Here is a 26,178-nt window from a genome sequence, read left to right on the forward strand (position 1 = left end):
AATAAAAACTATTTTGAAAAAACACCTGTTTTATCAGCTTTTTCCCATGAAAAAGCTCCATCTTTCTCCGGTGCTCTACCAAAATGACCATAAGCAGCTGTTTTCTCATAAATAGGTTTGTTTAATTCTAACATTTCTCTTATGCCTCTAGGGCTTAAATCAAAATTTTCATTTATTTTATCGATAACAAATTTATTTTTCTCAGTATCATTGTCAAACAGATCTACATAAATAGAGAGAGGTTTTGATACACCTATTGCATATGCTAGTTGTATAAGACATTTGTCAGCTATTTTTGAAGCTACAACATTTTTTGCAATATATCTTGCTGCATACGCGGCCGATCTATCAACTTTTGTTGGATCTTTTCCTGAAAAGGCCCCACCACCGTGTGGAGCTGCTCCACCATAAGTATCCACTATAATTTTTCTTCCTGTTAAACCACAGTCTCCATCTGGTCCACCGATTACAAAGTTACCTGTAGGGTTTACATAAAACTCTTCTTCATTAAAATCTTTTAAAAATTCATTTGGGATTGAATTTAACATATAAGGTCTTAGTAACTCTCTTACATCTTTTTGATTAATATCTGGAGAATGTTGTGAAGATATTACAACTGATTTTACTCTAACAGGTTTTCCATCAATATATTCAAAAGTCACCTGACTTTTAGAATCTGGTTCAATATTTTTTAATTTACCTGATTTTCTATCTTCTGCCATTAATCTTAAAATTTTATGTGAATAATGTATCGGTGCCGGCATTAACACATCAGTTTCATTACAAGCATAACCAAACATTATCCCTTGATCGCCCGCTCCCTCATCTTTATTACCAGAGGAGTCAACTCCCATAGCAATGTCGGCTGATTGTGAATGTAAATGACTTTCTATCTTAGTTGCATCTTTCCAAGTAAATCCATCTTGATCATAGCCAATATCTTTAATGCAATCTCTTACTTTTGAAATTAAATCGTCTTTATTTATCTCTGGACCTCTTACTTCACCTGCTAAAACAACTTTATTTGTTGTTGTTAATGTTTCACATGCAACTCTTGAATATGGATCACCCGACAGATAAGTATCAACAACCATATCTGAAATTCTATCTGAAACCTTATCTGGATGACCTTCTGAAACTGACTCACTTGTGAAAAGAAAATTTTTTAAGTTACTCATATGTAGGTCTATTAAATGAAAAATATGAAAAAATATATAGTAAAATTAAAAATATAAATATCCTATTCCCATATGTGGAAAAAAGGGTTTTCTCATTTTTTTTTATAAACTCCAAATCAATAAATCCTGTCTCTCCATAATCAATTTTCTTCTCTATCTCGCCTAAAGGATTAATTATTGCTGCCATGCCATTATTTGAAGATCTGACTACATATTTTCCTGTCTCTATTGCTCTAAATATACTATGAGCAAAATGTTGTTTCGGGCCTACTGATTTTCCAAACCATCCATCTTCAGAAATATTGAGAATAAAATCAAAATCATAATTTTTTGCCAGATTACCGCTATAAATAATTTCGTAACAAATAAGAGGTAAGAAATTCATAATTTTATTGTTATTTTTAATTTCTATAATTTTTCTATCTAAACCCCTATCAAAAGAACCAAAATTATTAGTAATTGTTTTTAAACCAATTTTATTTAGTAAATTTTCAAACGGGATAAATTCACCAAATGGAACTAAATTATTTTTGTTATAATTGCTAATTAAATCTAAATTATTATTAAATATAGAAAATGAATTATAATATTTATAATATTCGTTTTCAGATTCTCTATGAGTAATGCCAAATCCGATCAAATGATCTTGATTAAAACTTTTATTGAAAATTTCTTTATATAAAATTATATCATCACGATAAATGTTAGGAATTATGCCTTCTGGCCATAAGAAAAAAGTTTTCTTACTTTTGTCTGGAGAGCTAATTAAAATTAGCTCGTTAATTACTTTTTCTGTTTGAGAATTATCATAGAATCTATCTAAACTTATATTGGTTCCCAATATTCTTAAGGTATAAGGTATTTGAACAAAGTCTTTAGAATTAAATTTTATTTTTTGAAAATTAGAATAACTAAAAAATAAAACTGGTATTAATATAAATACAATACAAACAAAAATTTCTTTTTTAGTTTTTCTCAAAATGAAAATTGATGGCAATATAAAAAAACTTATAACTATTAAATTTAATGAATAAGTTCCTATTAAAGAGAGTATATTTAAAAAATTTAAATTTTCAGAAAAGCTAAAAACTATCAAATTCCAAGGAAATCCAGTTAATACTATTCCTCTAATATATTCTATTAACCCAAATAATAATGAAAAAATAAAAAATGCACTTAAGATATTTTTAGGATTTATGAGTTTAAATAATAATGAAATTATTCCATAAAATATTCCTAAAAAAGTTGGAATTAAAATTAAAGCTAATGGTATGAGAAAACTAAAACTTTCATCGAAAGTAAGAGAAATAGTAATCCAATATAAATTAGACAAAAAGTAACCAAAACCAAATAACCAACCATACAAAAAATAAGTTATTTTGTTTTTTTGGTTATCTAATTTTTTAAATAAAAATGAAAAAAAAATACTGAAAGTAAAAAAATTTATTATGAATAAATTAAATGGTGGTAAGCTTATAGATGTTAAACATCCTAAAACAAATAATACTAATAATTCAATTATGTTTTTTTTTTTCAATTTAAAATTTTTGAAATCGATTTAAAAATCCTATTCTCAGCTTGTGACATTATTTTATAATCTTTATCTTTTATATGATCATAGCCTAATAGATGTAAAAACCCATGAATGAAAATCTTAGCAGTATTTTCTTCAAAGTTCTTTTTTAAATCATTTAGTTTATCCATGTATTCATAACTTATGATTATGTCACCTAAGTAAATTTCTTTTGAATTTTTCATTTTTCTTTCAAAAGGAAAAGAAAGTATATCTGTATGTTTATTCTTGTTTCTAAATTTTTTATTTAAAATTTTTATATTTTTATTGTTAGATAACAACAGTGTTACAAATACTTTTTTTTTTAAAAACTTAAATTTTTTCGGAAAAAATTTACAAATCTTATTAAAAAACTCTTCTTTTTTTTTTAATTTTTTTGTCCATAACTTTTCTTCGGTCAGGACATTAATTTTGATCATTATTGTAAGCTTTTACAATTTTCGAAACTAAAGGATGTCTAACTACATCTGAATGATCAAAATCAACAACGGCAATTTCATTTAAATGAGATAGTATTTTTTTAGATTTATCCAAACCAGACATATTTTTATTTGGCAGATCTATCTGTGATGGATCTCCGTTAACAACAATTTTTGAATTTTCTCCTATCCTAGTTAAAAACATTTTTATTTGAGTTTCGGTGGCATTTTGAGCTTCATCTAAAATCGCAAAAGAATTTTTTAAGGTTCTACCTCTCATAAAAGCCAAAGGAGCAATTTCAATATCACCAATTTCTATCATTCTTTGAATTTTTTCGAAGTGAAATAAATCATATAAAGAATCATAAAGAGGTCTTAAATATGGATCTACTTTTTCTTTCATATCGCCAGGTAAAAAACCCAATCTTTCACCTGCTTCAACAGCGGGCCTAGAAAGAATTATTCTTTCAATTTTTTTTTCTAACAACATGGTCAAACCTATGGCAACTGCCAAAAAAGTTTTTCCAGTTCCAGCTGGACCTGCAGAAATTACTATTTCACTTTGTCTTAAGGCTCTTACGTACTCTTTTTGTTTTTCAGATCTTGGTATTATGGATTTTTTTGGAGTTTTTATAATATCAGTAACGTTTGAATTTTTTACTTTTTCATTAATCATGAATTGATCTACGGATGACAAAATATCTTTCTGCTCAATACTTCCATTATTTATAAATTGATTAGCTAAAAATTGAATTGCATTTTTAATAATTTCATTTTTGTCAGGTGAAGATTTGATTAAAATTGAATTTCCTCTTGAATAAATGCTGGCCCCTGTAATCTTTTCTAGTTCTTTTAAATTTTTATTAAATTCACCTACAACACCCATTAACAATTCATTTTCATGAAATATAACACTAAGTGAATTATTGTCTGAGTAGACAAATTTTAAAGAATTATGGATGTCTTTTTTAATTGATGTGCTCAAGTTTATGCTACTCGCTGTTTCGATTTATTTAGACATTCACCAAACAATGTATTTTGATTACTATTATTAATTTTTACTTTTACAATGTTACCCACGTCTTGATCATTAGCATCAAAAATTACAGAAGTCATGTATTCAGAACGTCCGAAAAACTTGCTGCTTTCATTAGTTTTATTTTCAACTAATACATCAATTTCATTATTTTCTAGTGATTTATTCATTGAAATTTGATGTTCAAATAATTGTTTTTGTACTTTCTCTAATCTTGCGTGAGATATTTCTTTATCAATTAATTTAAGATTTGATGCTATGGTGCCTGGTCTTGGGCTGAATATGAAAGAAAAAGAATTTATAAATCTAATATTTTTTATTAACTCAAATGTAGCATTAAAATCCTCCTCTTCTTCTCCAGGATAAGCAATTATAAAATCACTCGAAAATTCTATCTTTGGATTTATTGATCTTAATCTTTCATATATTTCAATATAATCTTCAATCACATGTTTTCTGTTCATTAATTTTAAGACTTTATTAGAACCACTTTGCACAGGCAAATGCACTAATGGCATTAATTTTTTAGATACTCCATAAACATTAATTAAATCCTCAGACATATCTCTTGGATGAGATGTTGTGTATCTAATTCTTTTTATTTCTTGGATTTTTTCTATTTCTAAAATTAAATCTGAAAGTTTAAAATTTTGATTTTTATAAGCATTTACATTTTGGCCTAACAAGGTAATTTCTTTTACTCCATTATCGGCTAAACCTTTTGCTTCATTTACTATTTCTTGAAATGGTCTTGAATATTCAGGTCCACGCGTATATGGAACCACACAAAAATGACAAAATTTATCACACCCTTCTTGAATAGTTAAAAAAGATGAAACTTTACTAGATTTGTTTTGAATTTTTTTTAAATAATTAAATTTTGCTTCAGCATCAAAATCTGTTTCTTCTAATTTTTTTTGTTTGTCTAAAAATTCCTCAATTTTGTCATTAATTTTATGATATGCTTGTGGACCAATCACTAGATCAATATAAGGTTCTCTTTTAAGCATTTCATCGTTTTCTGCTTGTGCCACGCATCCTGCAACTATAACAAATGGTTTTTGCTTGTTCTTAAAAGTCTTTTTTATTCTTCCAATATCATGGTAAACTTTTTCTTTAGCTTTATCTCTTATGTGACATGTGTTCAATAAATAACAATCTGTTTCTTCTAAAATTTCAGTTTTTTCAAAACCAATTTTGTTAACCGTGTCAAATATTCGGTTAGAATCGTATTCATTCATTTGGCAACCAAATGTTTTAATAAATATTTTTTTACTCATTTTTTTGAATTAAGTTTAATCCCATAAAGTTCTAATTTATGATCTACTAATTTGTACCCATATTTCTTTGCTACTTTATGTTGTAATTTTTCTATTTCTTCATCTACAAATTCAATAATTTCTCCAGTTTTGATGTCAATTAAATGATCATGATGACCTTCATTTAATTCTTCATACCTAGCTTTACCACCTTTGAATTCATGTTTTGTTAAAATCCCACTTTCTTCAAAAAGTTTCACAGTTCTATAGACTGTTGCGATGCTGATTCTGTTATCAATTTTTGAGACTCTTTTATAAAGTTCATCTACATCAGGATGGTCTGTAGATTTTGACATCACTTGAGCAATTATTCTTCTTTGATCTGTAAGTTTTACACCTTTTGATAAACACTTATCTTCTATAGTTTCTGTCATGATATATTTTTAACCTGAATAATCAGGATTAATCAAATTTTTTTTTATTTTATATTTTTCACATAAATTAGGAATATCTTCATATTTAACAGCACCTTCGTTAGAAAAATCATCAAAACTAAAACAATAATAATCTGTATCATTTGTTAAATGATAAGCTTTAACAGTAGATAAAGAATTTCTTATCCCTGCAAAACTACCAGGTCCTCTATTTACGTATATTTGAGACAAATCTTTTAAATTAAATTTATTTTTTATTAAAAAGTCATTAATTAACATTGATAATTTTTCATAATTTAATTTATTGTTTTCATGTTCAACATTTTGAATATTATCATCACTAATGAACATTAAAAAAATCTTATCCTTTGCTGCATCAATAATTAGTTTAATCATTTTACAATTTTATATATCCCTCAACTCTATGGCAGGTGAAAATAATATCAAATCTTTTTCGAATGATAATGGAATTTTATCACTAATGTATCACAGATTTAATGAAAACAAATATCCATCTACAAATATCAAAATGGATATTTTTGATGAACATATGAAAACGATTAAAGCATTGAATTATAATTTTTATGATCCAAAACTTTTTGAAAAAGAATTTGATAATAAAAAAAAGGATAAGAAAATTCTAATTACAATTGATGATGGCTTTAAATCTTTTTACGAGGAAGCTTGGCCTTATTTAAAAGATAACAATATCCCTTTTATATTATTTGTATCTACTGAGCCTGTTGGAAAGAATGGTTATATGACATGGGAACAAATTTTAGAGATAGAAAAATCTAATTTAGGAATAATTGGTCATCATTCTCATACTCATGAATATTTAATAGATATGACTAATGAAGAATTTGAAAATGACATAGAAACTGCTGATAAAATATTTAAAGAAAAATTAGGTTATGTTCCTTCAATATTTTCATATCCTTTTGGTGAATATTCAGAATATATGAAAAATTATATCTCAAAAAAATTTAAAATAGCTTTTGGACAACATTCGGGTGTAATTGATCTTAACAAAGATAGGTATGAATTACCAAGATTTCCCATAAATGAAAAATATGGTGATCTGAAAAGATTTAGATCTGTAATTAATTATGCACCTCTAGAGTACAAACAAATTTATCCAACAGAAAAAAAAATAGATAATATGACAAACCCTCCAGCAGTAAAAGTTGAGTTTTTTGAAAATCAAAAAAACATTAAATATATAAACTGTTATTCAAATGATGGGGGAAACTGGAAAAAACCAAAACTTACCTTCAAAGATAACGTTATGACTATAGAATTAGAAGAAAAATTTTTACCTAGAAGAGGACGAATAAACTGTTCTTTAAATGATAGCGGGCAGTGGAGATGGTTTGGCACACAATTTACAGTAAGAAATTAAATATTTAAATTAAAGTCTCAAGTTTCCTGCTAGATGGTAATAATTTTGCATCATCGAAATCTTTTAAATTATTTTGTTCAATTATTTGCTGCAAAATTTCTACATATTTTTTTCCTGTTTCTGCATACATATCTAAATGTTCTGATAAAACAATACTATCAAGTTCTTTACCTTCTGCTCTAAGTTTTGATCTGGCCTTTCGAAATTCTTTGTAAGATCTATGTGTATTTAAGTTCCTTTGATAAGCTCTAACAGATGCTTGCAAAATATTAAATTTCATAACCTTATGTCCTGTGCTTACTTCAGCATCTTTGGGTTTTAAACCCTCTCCAGACCAAGTCCATTGACCAAATAAGGCATTTCCCTCTAATGCAAATCGAGAAGTGCCCCATCCTGTTTCTTTAGCAGCTTGGGCAAGAATTAATGAAGTAGGAATTTCATCCATTCTAGCTTTGAGAGTAGACAAATCTTTTGAGGTTACGCCATATTGTTTATATTTTTTATTAAGCCATTTTTTTTCTAGTTCTGTATTGCTATCTTTTCCAATTATATTAAACAATTTAAGTCTATCTAACTTAATCTTGTTGTTTTCTTCAAGAGCGAGGGGCAACACTATTTGCAGAAATAATTCTTTTCTTTTTTTTGTATTTTGAATTTTTTTTATCTCATAGGGTAACCAGGTTAATGCCACTGGTTTTACCAACTTATTTTTTCTGACATCATCTAGGCTATATTTTGTATCTTTAAATAATTGTTCAATAGTAATAGCGCTTAATCTTACAGAATCATTTTCTAAATCATTTAAAGTTAATATATCTGATAACAAATCCTTTTCGTCAAAAATATCATTAACATCAAGTTCTTCATTAATATTTGATTTTCCATCCAGCTTGTAAACCATTAATTTTCTAGAATTGTTTTCATATTCCTTTACAAGAATTTCGTCATCAACATAGCTAATTAAAACAGGCATAGTATAAAAAAATAACATTACTAGAACACAGGCCAATATTGTTCTGCCTATGGTTCCACTAACTCTTTCACTAAATAAATAAATGGTTTCGGTAGTTTTTTTTCTAGGATTAAAATTAATAAATTTAAAATTTTTCATTGTATAGCTTCAACTTCTCTAACTTCTTTTATGTAGTGTTTTAAAATATTTTGAACTCCTTGCTTTAAAGTCATTGTAGAGCTTGGACAACCAGAGCAACTGCCTTGAAGTTGTACTTTTACTATTCCGTCTTTAAATTCACGAAATTTGATATCTCCCCCATCTCTTGCTACAGCAGGTCGGACTTTTTGTTCAAGAATTTTTATAATGTTTTGTTCTACCTCAGATAAATTTGAATTATCTTCCTTTAAACTTTTATCGATAACAAATTCTTTACCATTAGAGTAATAATCATTTATAAGTGATATTACGATATGCTTTATTTCATCCCAAGAGATTTTTTCATTTTTATTGATCGATATAAAATCAGCGCCCAGAAATATTCCTTCAACTCCGTTAATTGATAATAAATTTCTAACTAATTCATTAGATACTTCATCTTTTTTTGTAATCTCAAACGACCCATTATTAGAAACAGTTTTTCCTGGTAAAAACTTTAAAGAATTTGGGTTTGGAGTTGGTTCAGTTTGTACAAACATATTAATTATATAATAGCAGTTTAAAAAAATAAAACTGGTCTAAAATTAATAAAATCCTATGATTTCCTTTAATTTAGTAACTTTTTTTGAAGCTATGTTGTCAGCTTTTTCATAACCATTGTTTAAAATTTCATTAAGATAATTTTTGTCGGACATCAATTTATTTATTTCTTTAGATATGGGCTCCAATTTATCTACAAGAACTTCTATTAATTTTTCTTTAAAATCTGAAAAATTTTTACCAGAAAACTCATTAACTGCTTGATCTAGATTAATATTCTTTAAACTACTATAAATTCCTAATAAATTTTTTGCTTCTGGTCTATTCTCTAATTCATCTAAATTAGGGGGTAATGGCAAAGGATCTGTTTTGGCTTTTTTAATTTTTGAGATTATCATATCCTTATTATCTGTAAGATTTATTCTACTCAAATCAGAAATTTCTGATTTACTCATCTTTTTTGTGCCATCTCTTAAACTCATTATCCTTGAAAATTCTTTTTGTATTAAAGGTTCTGGAACTTTAAAAAAATTTTCTTTATTAAAATCATTATTAAATTTTTGTGCAATATCTCTACTTAATTCTAAATGTTGCTTTTGATCATCTCCAACAGGTACGTGAGTTGCATCATATAATAAAATATCTGCCGCCATCAATATTGGATATGAATATAAGCCAACACTAGCTTTTTCTTTATCTTTTCCGGCTTTTTCTTTAAATTGAGTCATCCTATTTAACCATCCCATTCTTGCAACACAACTAAAAATCCATGCAGCCTCTGCATGTGCGGCTACTTTAGATTGATTAAAGATAATATTTTTTTTAGGATCGATTCCGCTTGCAACAAAAGTAGCAACTGTTTCTCTTATATTTTCGGTCAATAATTTTGGATCTTGTTTTACAGTTATTGCATGCAAATCAACCACGCAATAAATACATTCATTATTTTGATCTTTTCCTAATTTTACAAAATTTTGAATAGCGCCTAAATAATTACCTAAATGTAAATTACCTGTTGGCTGAACCCCTGAAAAAATTTTTTTATTCATGATTAGTAGTTATTTTTAATATCACTTAATTTAAATGCTTTAATTAAAAAAGAAACCAAAAGATAAAAAATAAAACTTATTAATACGAAAATGATAATAAATAAGGCCTTTAAAGAATTATCAAAATCTAAATAATAAGTAAAATAATTAATCATGTAATTAAATAAGAACGCCATAATCAGTGAAGCTATTACAATTTTAATAAGCTGATAATAGAAACTTTGATTAAATCTAAATAAATTCCTATTTAGTAAAAAAATAAATAAAAGAATAGTATTTAACCAAGATGCAATTGAAGTTGCGATTGGAATTATAATAAAACCTACTTCTCTAAAATAAAATAAACTTAAAGAAACATTAAAAATTACAGAAACTAAAGATATGTAAAACGGTGTTTTTGTATCATCGTTAGCAAAAAAGAAACTAGAAAAAATTTTAATTAAAGCAAAAGCAGGTAAGCCAAAAGCAAAATAAAATAGGGCTTTAGAAGAATTAATCACTGATTCAAATTTGAACGATCCATATCCAAATAAAGCTGATATTATTTCTTCTGATGCAATCAGTAAAGCTAGAGATGCTGGTATAGACAAAAACAAACAAAGCTCTACAGCTTTATTTTGTATATGGCTTATTTTTTCTTTGTTTTTTGATTGAATATATTTTGATAATTGAGGCAGTATCACTACTCCAACAGCAATACCTGCTATTGCTAGATTAATTTGATAAACTCTGTCTGCATAATAAAGATACGATACAGCGCTAGTTTGAAATGAAGCAATTATAGTGCCAATTAAAATATTAACTTGAGTTACTCCTGATGCAAATATGCTTGGTAACAATTTTTTAAAAAAAAATTTAACTTTTTTATCTATCTTAAAATTCAAAGATAATTTTATTAAAAAATATTTTTTTACAAAAAGATGCAAAAATAAAAGTTGGATCACTCCACTAATTGTAACTGCATAAGATAAACTAAATGCAAGATTGTCTCCAATATTTGCAGAAAAAAATAATGTTAAAATTAATACAACGTTCAAGATTATTGGCGAAGCGGCTGCTACTGCAAATTTATTATTTGAGTTTAAAATAGCTGCAAAAAAAGATGCTAATGAAACAAACAATAAGAAAGGGAAAGTAATTCTTGTTAAATTTATTGCTAATGAGATTTTTTCATTATCATCTACAAATCCAGGTGCTAACAAAGACACAAAAGTTGGCATAAAAATTTCAACAATAATTGTTAAAATTAAAAGTATTAATAATAATAGGTTAAAAATTTTATTGGCAAATTTATCAGCATTTGATTTTCCTATCTTTTGTTCTGCTGTATAACTAGGAACAAACGCTGCATTAAAAGTTCCCTCTGAAAATAGTCTACGAAATGTATTTGGAATTCTAAAAGCAACAAAAAAAGCATCAGCAAGCAATCCTGTACCTAAAAAAAAAGCAATTAGGATATCCCTGAAATATCCTAAAATTCTACTTAACACAGTATAAAAACTAAATGTGCCTGTTGACTTAATTAGGTTCATAAATCATATTAGTCTTAATTTAGTCCTATTTGTACATCTAAATATAAAAAATGAAAAAAACAAACATCGATCATTATACTGATAAAGAAGCATTAGAATTTCATACTAAAAAGAAACCAGGCAAGATTGAGATTATCTCCTCCAAAAATATGACAACAAAAAGAGATCTTGCTCTCGCTTATTCACCGGGTGTAGCTGTTCCTGTAAAAAAAATTAGTGAAAATCCTGAAACTGCTTATGACTACACAAGTAAAGGTAACTTGGTTGCTGTTATAAGTAATGGTTCAGCAATATTGGGTTTAGGAAATTTAGGTGCGCTTGCTTCAAAGCCTGTGATGGAAGGAAAAGCAGTTTTATTCAAAAGGTTTGCAGATATCGATTCTATTGATTTAGAAATTGACTGTTCTGATGCTAATGAAATTATTCAAAGTATCAAAAATTTTGCGCCAAGTTTCGGTGGTATCAACTTGGAAGATATAGCTGCACCAGATTGTTTTGTAATAGAACAAAAATTAAAAGAAATTCTCGACATTCCAGTTTTTCATGATGATCAGCATGGAACTGCAATCATTACCACAGCCGCATTAATAAATGCTTTAGATATAAGTGGAAAATCTATTAAAGATATAAAAGTTGTAGTTAATGGAGCTGGTGCATCAGCAATAGCTTGCACAGAACTATTTAAAAATACGGGCGTTCCTCATGAAAACGTTACTATGCTAGATAGAAAAGGAGTAATCTATAAAGGGAGACCTGAAAAAGTTGATCAATGGAAATCTAGACATGCAATAGAAACTAAAAACAGAACCCTAGAAGATGCAATTGATGGTGCTGACGTTTTTTTAGGACTTTCAGCTAAAGGTGCATTGCCTAAAGAATATGTAAAGAAGATGGCAAAAAATCCTATAATTTTTGCATGTGCAAACCCAGACCCCGAAATAACACCAGAAGAAATTGAACAGGTAAGAAATGATGCGATAGTTGCAACAGGAAGATCTGACTATCCAAATCAAGTAAATAATTTGATTGGCTTTCCATACATTTTTAGAGGTGCCTTAGATGTGAGATCAAAAATAATCAATGAAGAAATGAAAGTCGCCGCTGCACATGCAATTGCAAATCTTGCCAGAGAAGATGTACCGGATGAAGTTGTTGCTGCCATGGGCGGAACGAGACCTCATTATGGAAAAGAATATATTATTCCTTCTACTTTTGATCCAAGATTAATTAGTGTAATACCTGCAGCTGTTGCTAAAGCAGCAATAAATTCAGGAGTTGCTAGAAAAAAAATTGATAACTTTGATCTTTATAAAGAACAATTAAAACAAAGATTAGATCCATCAGTAACTATTATGAATGGAATAAATAGTTCAATTAAGAATAAGCAAAAAAGAATAGTATTCGCTGATGGTGAAGATGAAAATACTTTAAAAGCCGCAATAGCATTTAAAAATTCAAAATTAGGAATTCCAATTCTTGTTGGCAAAGAATCCAAAATTAAAGAACAAATTGAAAAGATTGGATACGATGATCACTTTGATTTTGAAATAACAAACTCAACAGATAATTTAAAAAGAGAAAAATATACAAAGTTTTTATTCAAAAAACTTCAAAGAGAACAAGGTCTATTAGAATGGGATTGTGACAGATTAGTAAGAAATGATCGAGTAACATGGGCATCTTGTATGGTTGCATGTGGTGATGCTGATGGAGCAGTGACTGGTAATACGAGAAGATTTGGTGCATCGTTTGAAAAAGTAAAACAAGTGGTTGGTGCAAGAGATGGTGAGATTATGTTTGGAATGAATCTTGTCGTTCATGAAGGGAAGACTATATTTGTTGCTGACACCAGCGTTCACGAATGGCCAACATCAGATCAATTATCTCAAATAGCTAAATCTGCAGCAAGAGTTGTCAGATTATTTGGATTTGATCCAAAAGTTGCCTTCGTATCACATTCAACATTTGGACAGCCTATAACAAGTAGAACAGAACAAATTAGAGAGGCTGTTGAAATACTAAAAAAACAAAAAGTAGACTTTGAATTTGATGGTGAAATGCAGCCAGATGTTGCTTTAAACACTGAGTATCAAAAATTATATCCTTTTTCTAAAATTGTGGGGAATGCTAACATTTTAATTATGCCAGGCCAACACGCCGCTTCTATTTCATATAAAATGATTAAAGCTTTTGGTGATAGTAAGGTGATTGGCCCACTTTTAATAGGTTTGGGTCTTCCAATAGAAATAGCTCCTTTAAGATGTTCAACTTCAGAAATACTTAATCTTGCATCTATAGCTGCTTATTCATCTGATATTATAGATTACAATTTAAAAAATTAGTTTTTTTGAATTCTTAGATCTTCAACTAACAAAATACTGGCTATTACCTCTTCAACATCAAGAATTGTTTCTGCTTCTTTTATAACCAAGTCCTTCTCCTCTGCAGTTTCTGAGATGCCGTAGATAAATACTTTTTTCTTATAAGTATCAATTTGATAATTGATTGCTTTTATTTCTTTATTAAAAATAAGAGCTGATCTTAATTGAGAAGTGATCAACACATCTTTTGCAGATTGTTGAAAATTAAATTCTTCCTTTATTCTTAAATCATTTCTAACAGATCTTGCACCATCTGTTTCCCAAGCAAGTTTTGTTATCTGTAGCTTATCCTCTGGATTATCAACAGTACCAGTAATGAAAATTCTACCATCTAAAACTTCTGTTTTTACTTTAAAAATATGATTTTTATCTTTTAACAAAATTTTCGTACTTAAATCTTTTTGCATTATTTCATCATCTATTTGGGTGCCCACTGTTCTTGGATCAATTGCTACAGTAACCCCTTTACCAAAAATACTTGTTGTTGCAACACCAGCCGCAACACAACCAGATAAAATAAAACAAGCTAATATTATATTTATGATTTTAAAGTTCATCTTTTAAACTTAAACAATAATTATAAACTAATTTTTTTGATATATTTTGATTTGTACAAATTATTTCGGTTATTTCTTTTAAACTTAATTTGTTAATCATTTTTTTTATATTCTTAATATCTGATTCACTTAAATTTTGCGAAGTGTTTTTCAATAATTGTTTTTCAGAAATAACTATTGTCAATTCTCCCTTCAAATCCTTTATTTCAACCAATTCATCGACGTCATTTCTAATAAATTCTTCATAATATTTTGTCATTTCTCTACAAATTAATATTTTTCTTCCAGTAAAAAACTTTTTTAAATATTTAATCGACTTATTAAATTTCTTTGGAGAAATAAAAAAAACAATACTAGAATCTAGAATTGACATTTGAGACAGGTCCTCATTAATAATTTTATCTTTTTCTGGAAAAAAGCCATAAAAGTAAAACCTTTCACTAAAACCACTTATTGATACTGCAGTTGATACCGCTGAAGCTCCTGGTACTGGAATAACATCAATATTATTTTTAATACACTCATTTATAATTTTTGATCCAGGGTCAGATATTGTTGGTGTTCCTGCATCAGAAATAATAGAAATCAATTGATCTGATTTTAATAAATTCATTATCTTCTCTAAATTTTTAACTTCATTAAATTTATGATTTGAAATTAAATTTGCTTTAATTTTGTATTTATTTAATAAATTTTTTGAAACTCTTGTATCCTCACATAATATGTGGTCTGAATTCTCTAGTATGTTAATAGCCCTATATGAAATATCCGCCAAATTCCCAATGGGTGTAGAGATTAAATATAATCCTTTTTTTAACTTATTATTGTCAGATTCTTTTTTTAAATCCATTATGATAAATAATTAACATAATAATAATTATGATAAAAAATTCAAAACTATTTATTTTTAGTCTTATTTTAATTTTATTTTCAAACGCTAATGCCTCAGAAATTGAAAAAATTAAGATTGGATTATTAATACCTACTAGTAATGAAAATTATGAATTTGGCCAAACAATTATTAAGGCTGTTAGAATGGCAATGAATGATATCAATAGTGACAAGATAGAGATCATAATCAAAGACTCAAAGAAAGATCCAACTACTGCACTAAGGTCATCAATGGAACTAAAACAACAAGGTGTAAATTTAGTAATTGGTCCAGTTTTTTATGAAAGTTTAGAATATTTAGACGAAATTGATGAAATGATATTTTTATCTTTAACAAACAAAACAACTGATCTGCCAAATAATGTTATCAGTTCTGGCGTTAATTCTACTTCTCAATTAAATGCCATCAAAAAATTTTTAAAGGAAAACGAGATAAAAGATACAATTTTTCTAACTCCAAAAATATCTTATGAACAAGAATTACAAAGAGGAATAAAAAAATCGAAAATAAAGATTAAGAAAAATCATTTTTACGATAGAGAGCCAACAAAACTTACAAAACAAATTGAAGAAATTACAAATTATAAAATTAGAAAACAAAATCTAGATGATGAAATTTATAGAGTAGAAAATTCAAATGAATTTAATAAAGAAAAAAAACTACAAGAATTAAAGATGAATTATACCTTAGGAGAAGTTGATTTTGACTCTGTAATTATCGCTGATTTTGAAGAAAGCTTAAAAAGTGTAACAACATCTCTTCTTTATTCAGACATATCTCCTACAGAAAAATATTTTATTACATTAAATCAATGGTTTGATAAAAGTTTAATACAAGAAAAAGATATTCAGCCTATTTATTATCCATCTATTAATAAAAATAATTTTGAAAAATATAAACTTAGATATCAATTAGAATTTAATGAAGAGCCCAATCATTTATCATTATTAAGTTATGACTTAGTGGGATTAGTTTATTATTTAGCTTATCAAAATAATTTTAAATTTAATGATGTAAAAAAACTGTTCAAAAGAAAAAATTCATTCAAAGGAAAAATTGGAATTTTTGATATCAAAAATAATGAAATTAATCATCGATTAAATTTTTACAAAGTAGAAAATAAAAAACTTATAGAAATTTTTTAATCTTTTTAAATGCATCATAACGATGATCTATTTTATATTTTTGGCTTGATTTAATCTCACTAAATGTTTTTGTTTTATTTAATGGTATAAAAATAGGATCGTAACCAAAACCATTTTTACCTTTTGGTTCTGAGGATATAAAACCTTCAACCTTCCCCTGAACACAAGCAATTTTTTTATTTTTGTCACAAATAGATAGTGCACAAATAAATCTTGCTCTAATTTTTTTTCTTTTCCAATTTTTATCTACTTTATTTAATTCTCTATAGACTTTTTTAATTGCTTTATTAAAATCAGAATTTCTTCCTCCCCATCTTGCGGAATATATGCCTGGTCTTTTTCCTAAAATATCAATCTCTAGACCTGAGTCATCTGCTAAACAAATTAAACCGCTTTTTAAAGAAAAATGACGAGATTTTATTAATGAATTTTCTTTAAAAGTCTTTCCATCTTCCTTGGGACTTTTTAAATTAAAGTCAGCTGTCGAACAAAATTTTATTTTTTTTGGTAGTAAGCTCTTAATTTCTCTTAATTTTCCTTTATTATTTGTTCCTATTAAGAGTTTTTTAATTTTTTTTCTGACCATCTAGAAATTTTTAAATTTCATACCATATATGTCCTCATGGAAAAAGAAGAAACAAACCAAAATAACCTTAATGAAGATTTGGAAATAGCAGAAACCGAAAAAGAAAATTCTGCTAATAAAGAAGAAGTGAAAGAAAAAGATGAACCTACCCCAGAACAAAAAATTGCAGAACTAGAAGATAAGCTCGCAAGAACATTTGCTGAGATGGAAAATCAAAGGAGAAGATTTGAAAAAGAAAAAGAAGATGCCTTCGATTATGGAGGATATTCATTTGCTAAAGAAGCTCTAAACCTAATTGATAATTTAGAGAGATCAAAAGCTGTCTTAGAAAATGATGATGCGCTTAAAGATACTGATGCTTTAAAAAAAACTTTAGAACATTTTGATATTATAAATAAAGATCTAATATCCATATTCAGTAAAAACAATATTCAACCAATCGAAAGCTTAAATAAAAAATTAGACCCTAACTTACATCAGGCTATGATGGAAATTGAAGATGATACAAAAGAACCTGGAACAATAATCCAAGAAATTCAAAAAGGATTTATGATCAAAGATAGATTGCTAAGACCTTCACTAGTAGGTGTAGCAAAGAAAACTAACAGCAAAACTGAAAAAACATCAGAAACTAAAGAAAATTTAGAGGAAAAATAATGAGAAGAGCAACTTGCGGTTTAAAAATTAATTCATATATGTCGAAAGAGAGGTTTTAACTATGAGTAAAATTATTGGTATAGATTTGGGTACTACGAATTCATGTGTGGCTATTATGGAAGGTAGCCAAGCAAAAGTTTTAGAAAATGCTGAAGGAGCAAGAACAACGCCATCTGTTGTAGCTTTTACAGATGAAAATGAAAAATTAATTGGTCAACCAGCTAAAAGACAAGCGGTCACTAATCCTGAAAACACTATTTTTGCAGTTAAAAGATTAATAGGAAGAAATTTTGATGACCCAACTGTAAAAAAAGATGTTGAAGCGGCACCTTTTAAAATAGTTAATTCTGAAAAAGGCGATGCATGGATTGAAGCTAAAGGAGAAAAATATTCTCCTTCTCAAATTTCAGCTTTTATTTTACAAAAAATGAAAGAGACTGCTGAAAAATATTTAGGCCAAGCAGTTTCAAAAGCGGTAATTACTGTTCCTGCTTATTTTAACGATGCACAAAGACAAGCAACAAAAGATGCAGGTAAAATTGCAGGACTTGAAGTTTTAAGAATTATTAACGAACCAACAGCTGCTTCTTTGGCTTATGGTTTAGATAAAAAACAAAATAAAAAAATAGCTGTCTACGATTTAGGTGGTGGAACTTTTGATGTATCTATTCTTGAATTGGGTGATGGTGTTTTCGAAGTTAAATCTACAAATGGTGACACATTCTTAGGCGGTGAAGATTTTGATAATGCAGTTGTTGAATATTTAATTTCTGAATTCAAGAAAGATAATGGAATTGATCTAAAATCAGACAAATTAGCACTTCAAAGACTTAAAGAGGCTGCTGAAAAAGCGAAAATAGAATTATCGTCTGCTGAACAAACTGATATTAATTTACCTTTTATTACTGCAGACAAAACTGGTCCAAAACATATAAATTTAAAAATGACTAGAGCTAAATTAGAGGCATTAGTAGAAGATTTAATTTCGAGAACTATTCCTCCATGTACAACAGCTTTAAAAGATGCAGGTATTTCAGCTAATGAAATAGATGAAGTTGTAATGGTTGGTGGTATGACGAGAATGCCTAAAGTTATTGAAGAAGTAAAAAATTTCTTTGGCAAAGAACCAAATAAAAGCGTAAATCCAGATGAAGTAGTTGCAATGGGTGCAGCAATCCAAGCTGGTGTTTTACAAGGTGATGTGAAAGATGTTCTTCTTTTAGATGTAACACCTTTATCTTTGGGTATCGAAACTCTTGGTGGTGTATCAACAAAATTAATTGATAAAAACACAACTATTCCGACAAAAAAAAGTCAGGTTTTTTCAACTGCTGAAGACAATCAACCGGCGGTATCAATAAGAGTACTTCAAGGTGAAAGAGAAATGGCAACTGATAATAAGTTACTTGGTAACTTTGAGTTAGTTGGTATTGCCCCAGCTCCTAGAGGCGTTCCACAAATTGAAGTAACTTTTGATATTGATGCTAATGGAATTGTAAATGTTTCTGCAAAAGACAAAGGAACTGGTAAAGAACAAAAAATCCAAATCCAAGCTTCTGGTGGACTGAGTGATGAAGAAATTGAAAAAATGGTAAAAGATGCTGAAGCTAACAAGGAAACAGACAAGAAAAAAAGAGAATCTGTTGATGTTAGAAATCAAGCAGATACTCTTATTCACTCAACAGAGAAAAACCTAAAAGAACATGGCTCTAAAATTTCTGATGCTGAGAAAAAAGCTATTGAAGACGCTTCTGCAGCAGTCAAAGAATCTTTAAAAGGTGACAATATTGAAGACATTAAGAAGAAAACTGAAGCTTTAGTACAAGCTTCAATGAAACTTGGTGAAGCTATTTATAAGTCACAACAAAACACAAAACCTGAATCTGGAAAAGATGATGGAAAAGACAACAAGGATAAAAAAGACGATAATGTTGTTGATGCTGACTTTGAAGAAGTAAAAGACGAGAATAAAGAAAAAAGCGCTTAAACAGACAACTGATTGTCTAGGTTAAACTGATGGCTAAAAGAGACTATTATGATGTCCTAGGCGTGAATAAGAGTGCGAGTCCTGAAGAAATAAAATCTGCTTATAGAAAACTGGCTGTAAAGTATCATCCAGATAAAAATCCTGGTGATAAATCTGCTGAGGATAAATTTAAAGAAGCAAGCGAAGCTTATGGAATACTGTCCGATAAAAGTAAAAAAGAAAACTATGATAATTTTGGACATGCAGCCTTTGAAAATGGAGGTGGTGGACAAGGAGGTTTCGGTGGATTTGGAGGATTTAACGGCTCAGATTTTTCAGATATCTTTGAAGATTTTTTCGGTGATTTTGGTGGCGGCAGGAGAAGTAATAGAGGGAGAAGTTCTAGCAATAGAGGTTCAGATTTAAGATATGATTTATCCATTACTCTAGAAGAAGCTTACACTGGGAAAAAACAAAATATTCAATTCTCAACATCTGAAAAATGTAACACCTGTAAAGGTAATGGATCTAAACCTGGACATTCTCCTGACAGATGTACTTATTGTGGAGGAAATGGAAGAGTTAGAACTAACCAAGGATTTTTTACTGTTCAACAAACTTGTCCTCAATGTGCTGGAAGTGGTGAAGAAATTACACATCCATGTAATGATTGTAATGGCCAGGGTAATAAACAAACTTCAAAGAAATTAGCTGTAACTATCCCTCAGGGAGTAGATGACGGAACTCGTATTAGATTATCTGGAAAGGGTGAGGCAGGAACTAAGGGTGGAGCAAATGGTGATTTATATTTATTTATTAATGTTAAGTCTCATGAATTATTCAAAAGATCAGATGAAAATCTGTTCTTTGAATGCCCAATTTCAATCGCTGATGCAGCTTTAGGCACTACAATTGAAATACCTACTATTGATGGTGGTAGAGCTAAAATTAAAATTCCAGAGGGAACACAATCAGGTAAACAATTTAGACTACGTGGAAAAGGAATGCCTTACATGAGAGGAAGTGGAAATGGTGATTTGTATGTTCAAATAGAAACTGAAGTTCCAGTTTCATTAAATAAAAAACAAAAAGAACTACTAGAACAATTTAGAGAAATAGAAAACGAAAAATCCAATCCAAGTATTAGACAATTCTTTGAAAAAGCAAAAAGTTTCTGGAAAAACTAATCTTTGTAATAAATTGAAAGATAGTTATAAAATCTAATCAAATGAAAAATATAAACTTAACTATTACTGGCTGTATGGGCAGAATGGGACAACAACTCATTAAAACTACAAAAAAAGAAAAGGGTTTTAAGATTCATAGTCTAACTGAATACAAGCAAATAAATAAAAAATTTAGCGGTATTAGACCTCAACTTAATACTGAAAATGCTTTTAAAAATACTGATGTTATCATTGATTTTACAATTCCAAAATGCACGTTTGAGGTTTTAAAAATTGCCTCAAATTTAAAAAAAAAAGTAGTCATAGGTACAACTGGGTTTACAAAAAGAGAAGAGAATTTAATTAAATCTTTCTCAAAGAAAATCCCTATTTTAAAAGCAGGAAATATGAGTTTGGGTATAAATTTATTAATGTACCTGACTGAAATAGCAGCAAAATCTCTTGGAAATAAGTATTTGAGTAAAGTTTTTGAAGTACATCACAAGCATAAAAAAGATTATCCTTCAGGTACTGCTTTGATGCTGGGTAAAGGTATAGCTATTGGTAAAAATAAAGAATTTTACAATTTAATTGGGAAAAAATTTCTAAATAAAAAAAATTTTCCTTATGGAAATAAAATTAATTTCAATTCAATTAGAAAAGGTGAAGTAATTGGAGAGCATGAAGTTTTATTTTCGAGCGGGAAAGAAATAATTAAATTAAATCATGAAGCTTTTGATAGAGCTCTATATTCTGAAGGAGCGCTTTCAGCGGCAAAATGGTTGATGAATAAAAAACCTGGCTTATACTCAATGAGAGATTTAATGAATTTCAAATAATGAATGAGATTCAAAGGGCAAAATTAGTTTTAAAAATACTTAATAAAACTTATCCTACAATAAAAGTTCCTTTAAAAAGTAGGAATACTTTCACATTATTAATTTCTGTTTTACTATCTGCACAATGCACAGATGTTAATGTTAATAATGTAACAAAAAATATTTATCCAAAATATTATAAACCTGAACATTTTGTAAAATTAGGAAGAAAAAAAATTGAAACCTTAATAAAAAAAATTGGTATTTTTAGAATTAAAGCCAAAAGTATTTATAATTTATCAAAAATTTTAGTTGAAAAGTATCAAGGTAAAGTTCCTAATACTTATGAAGAATTAGAACAGTTACCTAGTGTTGGGCATAAAACGGCAAGCGTAGTCATGTCCCAAGGTTTTGGACATCCGGCTTTTCCTGTTGATACGCATATACATAGACTTGCACAGAGATGGGGGTTAACTAATGGTAAAAATGTTGTTCAAACTGAAAAAGATTTAAAAAGATTATTTCCAAAAAAAAATTGGAACAAACTTCACTTGCAAATTATTTATTATGGACGTGAATATTGTAAAGCACGAGATTGTTATGGAATTAGTTGTAAAATTTGTACTTCTTGTTATCCTAATAGAAAAAAACCATTTATAGCGAAAAAACCTTAATGAAAATACTGGGAATTGGGAATGCGATTGTTGATGTCTTATGTAAAGTATCAGATGAATTTTTAAAAAATAATTCATTAACTAAAAGCACGATGAAACTAGTAAATGAAGATGAATTTAAAAATCTCATATCATCACTAAAAATTGAAGAAACTATTTCGGGAGGATCTGTTGCTAATTCTATAGTGGGACTTTCACAACTTGGAAATAAAGTTGGGTTTTTAGGTAAAGTAAGTGATGATGATTTAGGACAAAAGTACGAAGATGGTTTAATCAAAGAAAACGTTGAATATCTGTATTTAAAAAAAAAAGAACCTATCCCAACGGGGTCTTGTTTAATTTTAATTACACCTGATTCTGAGAGAACTATGTGCACTTTCTTGGGTACTGCTGGAAAAATTAATGAAAATGATGTTGATGAAAATATGATTAAAAAGTCAGATTTAATTTTTTTAGAAGGGTATTTATGGGATGAAGGTGACCCCAAAAAGGCTTTTAATAAAGCTATTTCTTCTTCTAATAAAGTGGCTATGTCTTTATCAGACCTATTTTGTGTTGAAAGACATAAAGATAATTTCTTAAACTTGGTAAAAAATCAAATAGATATTACTTTTGCAAACGAACAAGAAATGACATCTTTAATAAATTCAAATTCATTTAATGATGTAATAGAGTTTTCAAAAACAATTGATAAAACTATTGTAATTACTAGAGGTGAAAAAGGTTCTGTGGTTATATCTAAGAAAAATGTTTATGAGTGCAAGGCTAAATCAAATTTGAAATTAGTTGATCTTACTGGTGCGGGTGATTTATTTGCTGGAGGCTTTTTGCACGGATATGTTAATAATATGGGATTAGAAAAAAGTTTAGAAAAAGGGACTGAAATGTCATCGAAGATAATTCAAATTATAGGAGCAAGACTTTAATATGACTAAAATAAAAACTCATAAATTATTTCCTATACCAATTTTTGAATTCAAAATTCAAAATCATGAAAATTTAAATAGTGAATTAGAAGAATACATATATAAACTTCGAAAAAATGATCCTAAAGGAATGAATTTATCAAATAGTGGTGGCTGGCATTCACCTTATTTTAATATTAGAGACACTGAAGTTTTAAAAAAATTTGTGAAAATTGTTTATAATTATCTTCATGAAATAATTACAAAAGAATATGGTTGGGAGTTTAAGAGTGAAAAAGTATTTATTGAGGCTATGTGGTCAATAATAAATAAAAAAAATTCCTATAATCTTAGACACGTTCACCCAAATTGTATGTTAAGTGCTGCGTATTATGTTAAGGCAAAAAAAAATTGTGGAAAAATACAGTTTTGGGATCCTACAGAAGCTAAAATTATGAGACATCCATTTGTATCTAAATTTACAGATTTATCTATTGAGTCAATTAAATTTGAGCCAGAGGAAGGTACATTATTTATTTTTCCTGCTTACCTACATCATGCTGTAGAAAAGAACTTGTCTGATGAGGATAGAATTGTAATTAGTTTCAACGTTGATATTGTAAAATAGACTACAATTTATAACCAAAATCTGAATTTATAATAAAATCTTCATCATTAAAATTTTCTCTAATTTTTTTTCTTAATCTATAAATATGCGTTTCAACTGTATGAGTTTCCAAATCATTTTGATGATTCCAAATATTCTTTTGTAAATCTTGAACTGTTTTTGATTTATAGTTTGAAAAAAGATATAAGATTATCTGAATTTCTTTTTCTGTAAGTTTTAGTTGTGTATTTTTTTTAGAGATTAATTTTGAATTGATATCAAGATTATAATCTTTAATTTTGATATTTGCTTGATTGTGAAAATTAACTTTTAAAAATTGTATATTAATTTTAACTATAAGATCACGAATTTTTAATGGTAAATTTTTTATTTCCAAAATTTGATTAAATTTAAATTTACTAATCAGTTCAGGTTCAACTTTATTTATTAAATAAATAGTATTGTTCGAAATAAAATTATCTTTATTCAAGTTTTCTGATTTTATGAAAATAATTTCATATGGAAAGTAATTTTTTAATTCAAAGAGAATTTCATATAGAGTTTTTGAATTAACAATACATAAATTTTTGTTTATCATACAAAAAATATAATGAATATTTATTTAAAAAATAACAATACACTTTGTGTTGGTGACTTTCAATTTAGATGTTCAATTGGAAAAAATAAACTGAAAAAAAATAAATCTGAAGGTGATAAATCTACACCAATAGGAAAGTTTAAATTAAAATACTTGTATTATAGAAAAGACCGAATTAAAGAAATAACAACTAAGATAAAAAAGAAAATAATAAAAAAAAATTTAGGTTGGTGTAATGATATTAAAAGTAAAGAATACAACAAACCAATAATTATAAACAAAAGAATAAATCATGAAAAAATGTATAGATATGATGAAAAGTATAATTTGGTTATTGTATTAGATCATAATATGAAGAATCCTATTCCTGGAAAAGGAAGTGCTATTTTTATCCATATAACTAACAATTATTCACCAACTGCTGGGTGCATAGCATTAAGCAGAAAAGATTTGGTAATATTATTAAAAGTAATATCAAATAATACCTATATCGTAATAAATTAACCTCTTTGACCAAAGATGTTTGACCCGATTCTTAAGTAACTAGACCCACAATTTGCTGCTGTTAGATAATCATTAGACATGCCCATACTCAATTCTTTTAAAGATAAATCTAAAGCTAATGATTTTAATTCAAAAAAGTATTTTTTTGGATCTTCAATTGCAGGTGGTAAACACATTAATCCAATGATATTTAAATTTAATTCTTTTGTACATTTTTTATAAAATTCTTTTAAAGAATTTTTTTCAATCCCACTTTTTTGAGACTCATTTGCCAAATTAACTTGAATAAAAATTTTTGGTTTAAAATTTTTTTTTATTTGTTCTAATGAAATTTTTTCAGCTAATTTAATATTATCAAGTGAGTGAATATAATCAAACAAAGGTAATAAAAACTTTACTTTGTTTGTTTGAATTTTTCCCAACATATGTAATTTAATTTTGGAATTTTCAGATTTTACTTTTGTCCACTTTTCAGTTGCCTCCTGTATCTTATTTTCACCAAAATGAACCTGTCCATGTAAAATTAAGGGATATATATTATTAATATCGAATGTTTTGCTAACTGCTACTATTGTAGGAGTTTTATCCTTGGCTGTATCTAATTGTTTTAATTGGTTTTGAATAGTTATTAAGTTATTAACCGTTTTATGCATCATAATAAATTATTAATATATACATATATTGAAAATTTTGACTCAAATCTCATAATTAATTTACCAAAAAAAATATCTCTAATATACAGAAATTATGAAAAAACAAATAATAATAATGAGATTTTAAAAATTGTTAAATTGTGCAAAAAAATTAAACGTAAAATTTTTATATCTAATAATATAAAGTTAGCGATTAAATTAAATACAGATGGAGCTTACGTGCCTTCTTTTAATAATAATTTAAATGTCAGATATTTAAAATTTAAAAAAAATTTTGAATTAATTGGTTCAGCTCATACATATAAAGAAATTAAGATAAAAAAAATGCAGAATATTAATAAAATTTTTTTATCACCAATTTTTGAGAGTCAAAAATCAAAAAAAAATTTAGGTATATATAGGTTTTTACAATTAAAAAAATATGCAAATGTAGAAATAATTTGTTTAGGAGGTATAAAAAAACATAATTTGAAAATATTTAAAATGATTAAACCAGCAGGATTTGCATCTATTTCTTTATTTAGGTAAATAAATTA

28 protein-coding genes are annotated in these 26,178 nt (G+C 27.6%); 12 read left to right on the forward strand and 16 right to left on the reverse strand.

All coding sequences use genetic code 11. From position 1 onward, the window contains the following. Nucleotides 1–8: 8 nt before the first annotated feature. Genes metK through ACTT9P_RS00955 form a run of 7 tightly spaced genes read right to left on the reverse strand, consistent with a single transcriptional unit; the run spans nucleotide 9 to nucleotide 6,295 of the window. A complete protein-coding gene (gene metK / locus ACTT9P_RS00925) occupies nucleotides 9–1,178 on the reverse strand; it encodes a methionine adenosyltransferase (protein WP_440908813.1) in 1,170 nt (389 codons plus the stop codon). After that, nucleotides 1,171–2,715 (reverse strand): apolipoprotein N-acyltransferase, encoded by a 1,545-nt coding sequence (gene lnt / locus ACTT9P_RS00930; protein WP_440908814.1) that lies wholly within the window; start codon nucleotides 2,713–2,715, stop codon nucleotides 1,171–1,173. Before lnt ends, metK begins: the two co-directional genes overlap by 8 nt. Beyond that, on the reverse strand, nucleotides 2,712–3,170 hold the full coding sequence (gene ybeY / locus ACTT9P_RS00935; RefSeq protein ID WP_440908815.1) for an rRNA maturation RNase YbeY: 459 nt from the start codon (nucleotides 3,168–3,170) through the stop codon (nucleotides 2,712–2,714). The genes lnt and ybeY overlap by 4 nt, the downstream gene beginning before the upstream one ends. Further along, on the reverse strand, nucleotides 3,157–4,155 hold the full coding sequence (locus tag ACTT9P_RS00940; protein ID WP_440908816.1) for a PhoH family protein: 999 nt from the start codon (nucleotides 4,153–4,155) through the stop codon (nucleotides 3,157–3,159). Before ACTT9P_RS00940 ends, ybeY begins: the two co-directional genes overlap by 14 nt. A 2-nt stretch (nucleotides 4,156–4,157) precedes the next feature. Then, nucleotides 4,158–5,486: a tRNA (N6-isopentenyl adenosine(37)-C2)-methylthiotransferase MiaB gene (miaB, locus tag ACTT9P_RS00945; protein WP_440908817.1), complete on the reverse strand. Its 1,329-nt coding sequence runs from the start codon at nucleotides 5,484–5,486 to the stop codon at nucleotides 4,158–4,160. Next, the gene (locus tag ACTT9P_RS00950; RefSeq protein ID WP_440908818.1) at nucleotides 5,483–5,899 is read right to left on the reverse strand and encodes a Fur family transcriptional regulator; all 417 of its coding nucleotides are present in this window, start codon (nucleotides 5,897–5,899) and stop codon (nucleotides 5,483–5,485) included. The genes miaB and ACTT9P_RS00950 overlap by 4 nt, the downstream gene beginning before the upstream one ends. 9 nt (nucleotides 5,900–5,908) lie before the next feature. Next, the gene (locus tag ACTT9P_RS00955) at nucleotides 5,909–6,295 is read right to left on the reverse strand and encodes a peptidase M22 (protein WP_440908819.1); all 387 of its coding nucleotides are present in this window, start codon (nucleotides 6,293–6,295) and stop codon (nucleotides 5,909–5,911) included. A gap of 28 nt (nucleotides 6,296–6,323) precedes the next feature. On the opposite strand from ACTT9P_RS00955, the gene ACTT9P_RS00960 reads away from it, so the two are divergent. After that, the gene (locus ACTT9P_RS00960) at nucleotides 6,324–7,301 is read left to right on the forward strand and encodes a polysaccharide deacetylase family protein (protein ID WP_440908820.1); all 978 of its coding nucleotides are present in this window, start codon (nucleotides 6,324–6,326) and stop codon (nucleotides 7,299–7,301) included. Between the two features lie 4 nt (nucleotides 7,302–7,305). Here the strand turns inward: ACTT9P_RS00960 and ACTT9P_RS00965 are convergent, their stop codons facing one another. From ACTT9P_RS00965 to murJ, 4 genes are read right to left on the reverse strand one after another with little or no spacing between them, the layout of a single operon-like run. Continuing rightward, on the reverse strand, nucleotides 7,306–8,412 hold the full coding sequence (locus tag ACTT9P_RS00965) for a glucosaminidase domain-containing protein (protein WP_440908821.1): 1,107 nt from the start codon (nucleotides 8,410–8,412) through the stop codon (nucleotides 7,306–7,308). Then, complete coding sequence (locus ACTT9P_RS00970) at nucleotides 8,409–8,951, reverse strand: NifU family protein (RefSeq protein WP_440908822.1); 543 nt, start codon at nucleotides 8,949–8,951, stop codon at nucleotides 8,409–8,411. The genes ACTT9P_RS00965 and ACTT9P_RS00970 overlap by 4 nt, the downstream gene beginning before the upstream one ends. Nucleotides 8,952–8,996: 45 nt before the next feature. Next, nucleotides 8,997–10,001 carry a tryptophan--tRNA ligase gene (gene trpS, locus ACTT9P_RS00975; RefSeq protein WP_440908823.1) on the reverse strand — a complete coding sequence of 335 codons (1,005 nt, stop codon included), beginning with the start codon at nucleotides 9,999–10,001 and terminating at the stop codon, nucleotides 8,997–8,999. Between the two features lie 2 nt (nucleotides 10,002–10,003). Next, the gene (murJ, locus tag ACTT9P_RS00980; protein WP_440908824.1) at nucleotides 10,004–11,533 is read right to left on the reverse strand and encodes a murein biosynthesis integral membrane protein MurJ; all 1,530 of its coding nucleotides are present in this window, start codon (nucleotides 11,531–11,533) and stop codon (nucleotides 10,004–10,006) included. 50 nt (nucleotides 11,534–11,583) lie between these two features. On the opposite strand from murJ, the gene ACTT9P_RS00985 reads away from it, so the two are divergent. Continuing rightward, nucleotides 11,584–13,875, forward strand: coding sequence for an NADP-dependent malic enzyme (locus tag ACTT9P_RS00985; protein ID WP_440908825.1), 2,292 nt, complete (start codon nucleotides 11,584–11,586; stop codon nucleotides 13,873–13,875). Here the strand turns inward: ACTT9P_RS00985 and ACTT9P_RS00990 are convergent. Both ACTT9P_RS00990 and rsmI read right to left on the reverse strand, forming a co-directional pair. Further along, complete coding sequence (locus ACTT9P_RS00990; protein ID WP_440908826.1) at nucleotides 13,872–14,471, reverse strand: BON domain-containing protein; 600 nt, start codon at nucleotides 14,469–14,471, stop codon at nucleotides 13,872–13,874. The two genes, ACTT9P_RS00985 and ACTT9P_RS00990, sit on opposite strands and share 4 nt — an antisense overlap. Then, nucleotides 14,461–15,321, reverse strand: coding sequence for a 16S rRNA (cytidine(1402)-2'-O)-methyltransferase (gene rsmI, locus ACTT9P_RS00995; RefSeq protein ID WP_440908827.1), 861 nt, complete (start codon nucleotides 15,319–15,321; stop codon nucleotides 14,461–14,463). The genes ACTT9P_RS00990 and rsmI overlap by 11 nt, the downstream gene beginning before the upstream one ends. Before the next feature lie 29 nt (nucleotides 15,322–15,350). On the opposite strand from rsmI, the gene ACTT9P_RS01000 reads away from it, so the two are divergent. Continuing rightward, nucleotides 15,351–16,508 carry an ABC transporter substrate-binding protein gene (locus tag ACTT9P_RS01000; RefSeq protein ID WP_440908828.1) on the forward strand — a complete coding sequence of 386 codons (1,158 nt, stop codon included), beginning with the start codon at nucleotides 15,351–15,353 and terminating at the stop codon, nucleotides 16,506–16,508. Here the strand turns inward: ACTT9P_RS01000 and rdgB are convergent. After that, entirely contained in the window at nucleotides 16,492–17,094 is a 603-nt protein-coding gene (gene rdgB / locus ACTT9P_RS01005; protein ID WP_440908829.1) for an RdgB/HAM1 family non-canonical purine NTP pyrophosphatase, read from the reverse strand. The two genes, ACTT9P_RS01000 and rdgB, sit on opposite strands and share 17 nt — an antisense overlap. 36 nt (nucleotides 17,095–17,130) lie before the next feature. Here rdgB and ACTT9P_RS01010 point away from each other — a divergent pair, with 36 nt between their 5' ends. From ACTT9P_RS01010 to ACTT9P_RS01040, 7 genes are all read left to right on the forward strand, one after another. Continuing rightward, nucleotides 17,131–17,751: a nucleotide exchange factor GrpE gene (locus tag ACTT9P_RS01010; RefSeq protein ID WP_440908830.1), complete on the forward strand. Its 621-nt coding sequence runs from the start codon at nucleotides 17,131–17,133 to the stop codon at nucleotides 17,749–17,751. Nucleotides 17,752–17,812: 61 nt separating this feature from the next. Further along, nucleotides 17,813–19,738: a molecular chaperone DnaK gene (dnaK, locus tag ACTT9P_RS01015; protein ID WP_440908831.1), complete on the forward strand. Its 1,926-nt coding sequence runs from the start codon at nucleotides 17,813–17,815 to the stop codon at nucleotides 19,736–19,738. Nucleotides 19,739–19,767: 29 nt separating this feature from the next. After that, nucleotides 19,768–20,904 carry a molecular chaperone DnaJ gene (dnaJ, locus tag ACTT9P_RS01020; protein WP_440908832.1) on the forward strand — a complete coding sequence of 379 codons (1,137 nt, stop codon included), beginning with the start codon at nucleotides 19,768–19,770 and terminating at the stop codon, nucleotides 20,902–20,904. Between the two features lie 41 nt (nucleotides 20,905–20,945). Next, a complete protein-coding gene (dapB, locus tag ACTT9P_RS01025; RefSeq protein ID WP_440908833.1) occupies nucleotides 20,946–21,722 on the forward strand; it encodes a 4-hydroxy-tetrahydrodipicolinate reductase in 777 nt (258 codons plus the stop codon). After that, on the forward strand, nucleotides 21,722–22,375 hold the full coding sequence (gene nth / locus ACTT9P_RS01030) for an endonuclease III (RefSeq protein ID WP_440908834.1): 654 nt from the start codon (nucleotides 21,722–21,724) through the stop codon (nucleotides 22,373–22,375). Before dapB ends, nth begins: the two co-directional genes overlap by 1 nt. Further along, the gene (locus ACTT9P_RS01035) at nucleotides 22,375–23,301 is read left to right on the forward strand and encodes an adenosine kinase (protein WP_440908835.1); all 927 of its coding nucleotides are present in this window, start codon (nucleotides 22,375–22,377) and stop codon (nucleotides 23,299–23,301) included. The genes nth and ACTT9P_RS01035 overlap by 1 nt, the downstream gene beginning before the upstream one ends. 1 nt (nucleotide 23,302) lies before the next feature. Next, nucleotides 23,303–23,908 (forward strand): TIGR02466 family protein, encoded by a 606-nt coding sequence (locus ACTT9P_RS01040; protein ID WP_440908836.1) that lies wholly within the window; start codon nucleotides 23,303–23,305, stop codon nucleotides 23,906–23,908. 1 nt (nucleotide 23,909) lies between these two features. On the opposite strand, the gene ACTT9P_RS01045 is transcribed toward ACTT9P_RS01040, so the two are convergent. After that, nucleotides 23,910–24,485: a winged helix-turn-helix domain-containing protein gene (locus ACTT9P_RS01045; RefSeq protein ID WP_440908837.1), complete on the reverse strand. Its 576-nt coding sequence runs from the start codon at nucleotides 24,483–24,485 to the stop codon at nucleotides 23,910–23,912. Nucleotides 24,486–24,497: 12 nt separating this feature from the next. Between ACTT9P_RS01045 and ACTT9P_RS01050 the strand changes: the two genes are divergently transcribed. Next, on the forward strand, nucleotides 24,498–24,989 hold the full coding sequence (locus ACTT9P_RS01050) for a L,D-transpeptidase family protein (RefSeq protein ID WP_440908838.1): 492 nt from the start codon (nucleotides 24,498–24,500) through the stop codon (nucleotides 24,987–24,989). Here the strand turns inward: ACTT9P_RS01050 and ACTT9P_RS01055 are convergent. Beyond that, nucleotides 24,986–25,645 carry a YggS family pyridoxal phosphate-dependent enzyme gene (locus ACTT9P_RS01055; RefSeq protein WP_440908839.1) on the reverse strand — a complete coding sequence of 220 codons (660 nt, stop codon included), beginning with the start codon at nucleotides 25,643–25,645 and terminating at the stop codon, nucleotides 24,986–24,988. The genes ACTT9P_RS01050 and ACTT9P_RS01055 overlap by 4 nt on opposite strands. Between ACTT9P_RS01055 and ACTT9P_RS01060 the strand changes: the two genes are divergently transcribed. Then, nucleotides 25,637–26,170, forward strand: coding sequence for a thiamine phosphate synthase (locus tag ACTT9P_RS01060; RefSeq protein ID WP_440908840.1), 534 nt, complete (start codon nucleotides 25,637–25,639; stop codon nucleotides 26,168–26,170). The two genes, ACTT9P_RS01055 and ACTT9P_RS01060, sit on opposite strands and share 9 nt — an antisense overlap. Nucleotides 26,171–26,178 lie beyond the last annotated feature (8 nt).

This window comes from Candidatus Pelagibacter sp. (assembly GCF_052048095.1).
Lineage (GTDB): Bacteria > Pseudomonadota > Alphaproteobacteria > Pelagibacterales > Pelagibacteraceae > Pelagibacter.

Coding starts and splice junctions, on each gene's coding strand:
- metK (WP_440908813.1), bottom strand. CDS start 1,178: ATGAGTAACTTAAAAAATTTTCTTTTCACAAGTGAGTCAGTTTCAGAA.
- ybeY (WP_440908815.1), bottom strand. CDS start 3,170: ATGATCAAAATTAATGTCCTGACCGAAGAAAAGTTATGGACAAAAAAA.
- miaB (WP_440908817.1), bottom strand. CDS start 5,486: ATGAGTAAAAAAATATTTATTAAAACATTTGGTTGCCAAATGAATGAA.
- ACTT9P_RS00950 (WP_440908818.1), bottom strand. CDS start 5,899: ATGACAGAAACTATAGAAGATAAGTGTTTATCAAAAGGTGTAAAACTT.
- ACTT9P_RS00955 (WP_440908819.1), bottom strand. CDS start 6,295: ATGATTAAACTAATTATTGATGCAGCAAAGGATAAGATTTTTTTAATG.
- ACTT9P_RS00960 (WP_440908820.1), top strand. CDS start 6,324: ATGGCAGGTGAAAATAATATCAAATCTTTTTCGAATGATAATGGAATT.
- ACTT9P_RS00965 (WP_440908821.1), bottom strand. CDS start 8,412: ATGAAAAATTTTAAATTTATTAATTTTAATCCTAGAAAAAAAACTACC.
- ACTT9P_RS00970 (WP_440908822.1), bottom strand. CDS start 8,951: ATGTTTGTACAAACTGAACCAACTCCAAACCCAAATTCTTTAAAGTTT.
- trpS (WP_440908823.1), bottom strand. CDS start 10,001: ATGAATAAAAAAATTTTTTCAGGGGTTCAGCCAACAGGTAATTTACAT.
- murJ (WP_440908824.1), bottom strand. CDS start 11,533: ATGAACCTAATTAAGTCAACAGGCACATTTAGTTTTTATACTGTGTTA.
- ACTT9P_RS00985 (WP_440908825.1), top strand. CDS start 11,584: ATGAAAAAAACAAACATCGATCATTATACTGATAAAGAAGCATTAGAA.
- ACTT9P_RS00990 (WP_440908826.1), bottom strand. CDS start 14,471: ATGAACTTTAAAATCATAAATATAATATTAGCTTGTTTTATTTTATCT.
- rsmI (WP_440908827.1), bottom strand. CDS start 15,321: ATGGATTTAAAAAAAGAATCTGACAATAATAAGTTAAAAAAAGGATTA.
- ACTT9P_RS01000 (WP_440908828.1), top strand. CDS start 15,351: ATGATAAAAAATTCAAAACTATTTATTTTTAGTCTTATTTTAATTTTA.
- rdgB (WP_440908829.1), bottom strand. CDS start 17,094: ATGGTCAGAAAAAAAATTAAAAAACTCTTAATAGGAACAAATAATAAA.
- ACTT9P_RS01010 (WP_440908830.1), top strand. CDS start 17,131: ATGGAAAAAGAAGAAACAAACCAAAATAACCTTAATGAAGATTTGGAA.
- dnaK (WP_440908831.1), top strand. CDS start 17,813: ATGAGTAAAATTATTGGTATAGATTTGGGTACTACGAATTCATGTGTG.
- dnaJ (WP_440908832.1), top strand. CDS start 19,768: ATGGCTAAAAGAGACTATTATGATGTCCTAGGCGTGAATAAGAGTGCG.
- dapB (WP_440908833.1), top strand. CDS start 20,946: ATGAAAAATATAAACTTAACTATTACTGGCTGTATGGGCAGAATGGGA.
- nth (WP_440908834.1), top strand. CDS start 21,722: ATGAATGAGATTCAAAGGGCAAAATTAGTTTTAAAAATACTTAATAAA.
- ACTT9P_RS01035 (WP_440908835.1), top strand. CDS start 22,375: ATGAAAATACTGGGAATTGGGAATGCGATTGTTGATGTCTTATGTAAA.
- ACTT9P_RS01040 (WP_440908836.1), top strand. CDS start 23,303: ATGACTAAAATAAAAACTCATAAATTATTTCCTATACCAATTTTTGAA.
- ACTT9P_RS01045 (WP_440908837.1), bottom strand. CDS start 24,485: ATGATAAACAAAAATTTATGTATTGTTAATTCAAAAACTCTATATGAA.
- ACTT9P_RS01050 (WP_440908838.1), top strand. CDS start 24,498: ATGAATATTTATTTAAAAAATAACAATACACTTTGTGTTGGTGACTTT.
- ACTT9P_RS01060 (WP_440908840.1), top strand. CDS start 25,637: ATGCATCATAATAAATTATTAATATATACATATATTGAAAATTTTGAC.
- ACTT9P_RS01055 (WP_440908839.1), bottom strand. CDS start 25,645: ATGATGCATAAAACGGTTAATAACTTAATAACTATTCAAAACCAATTA.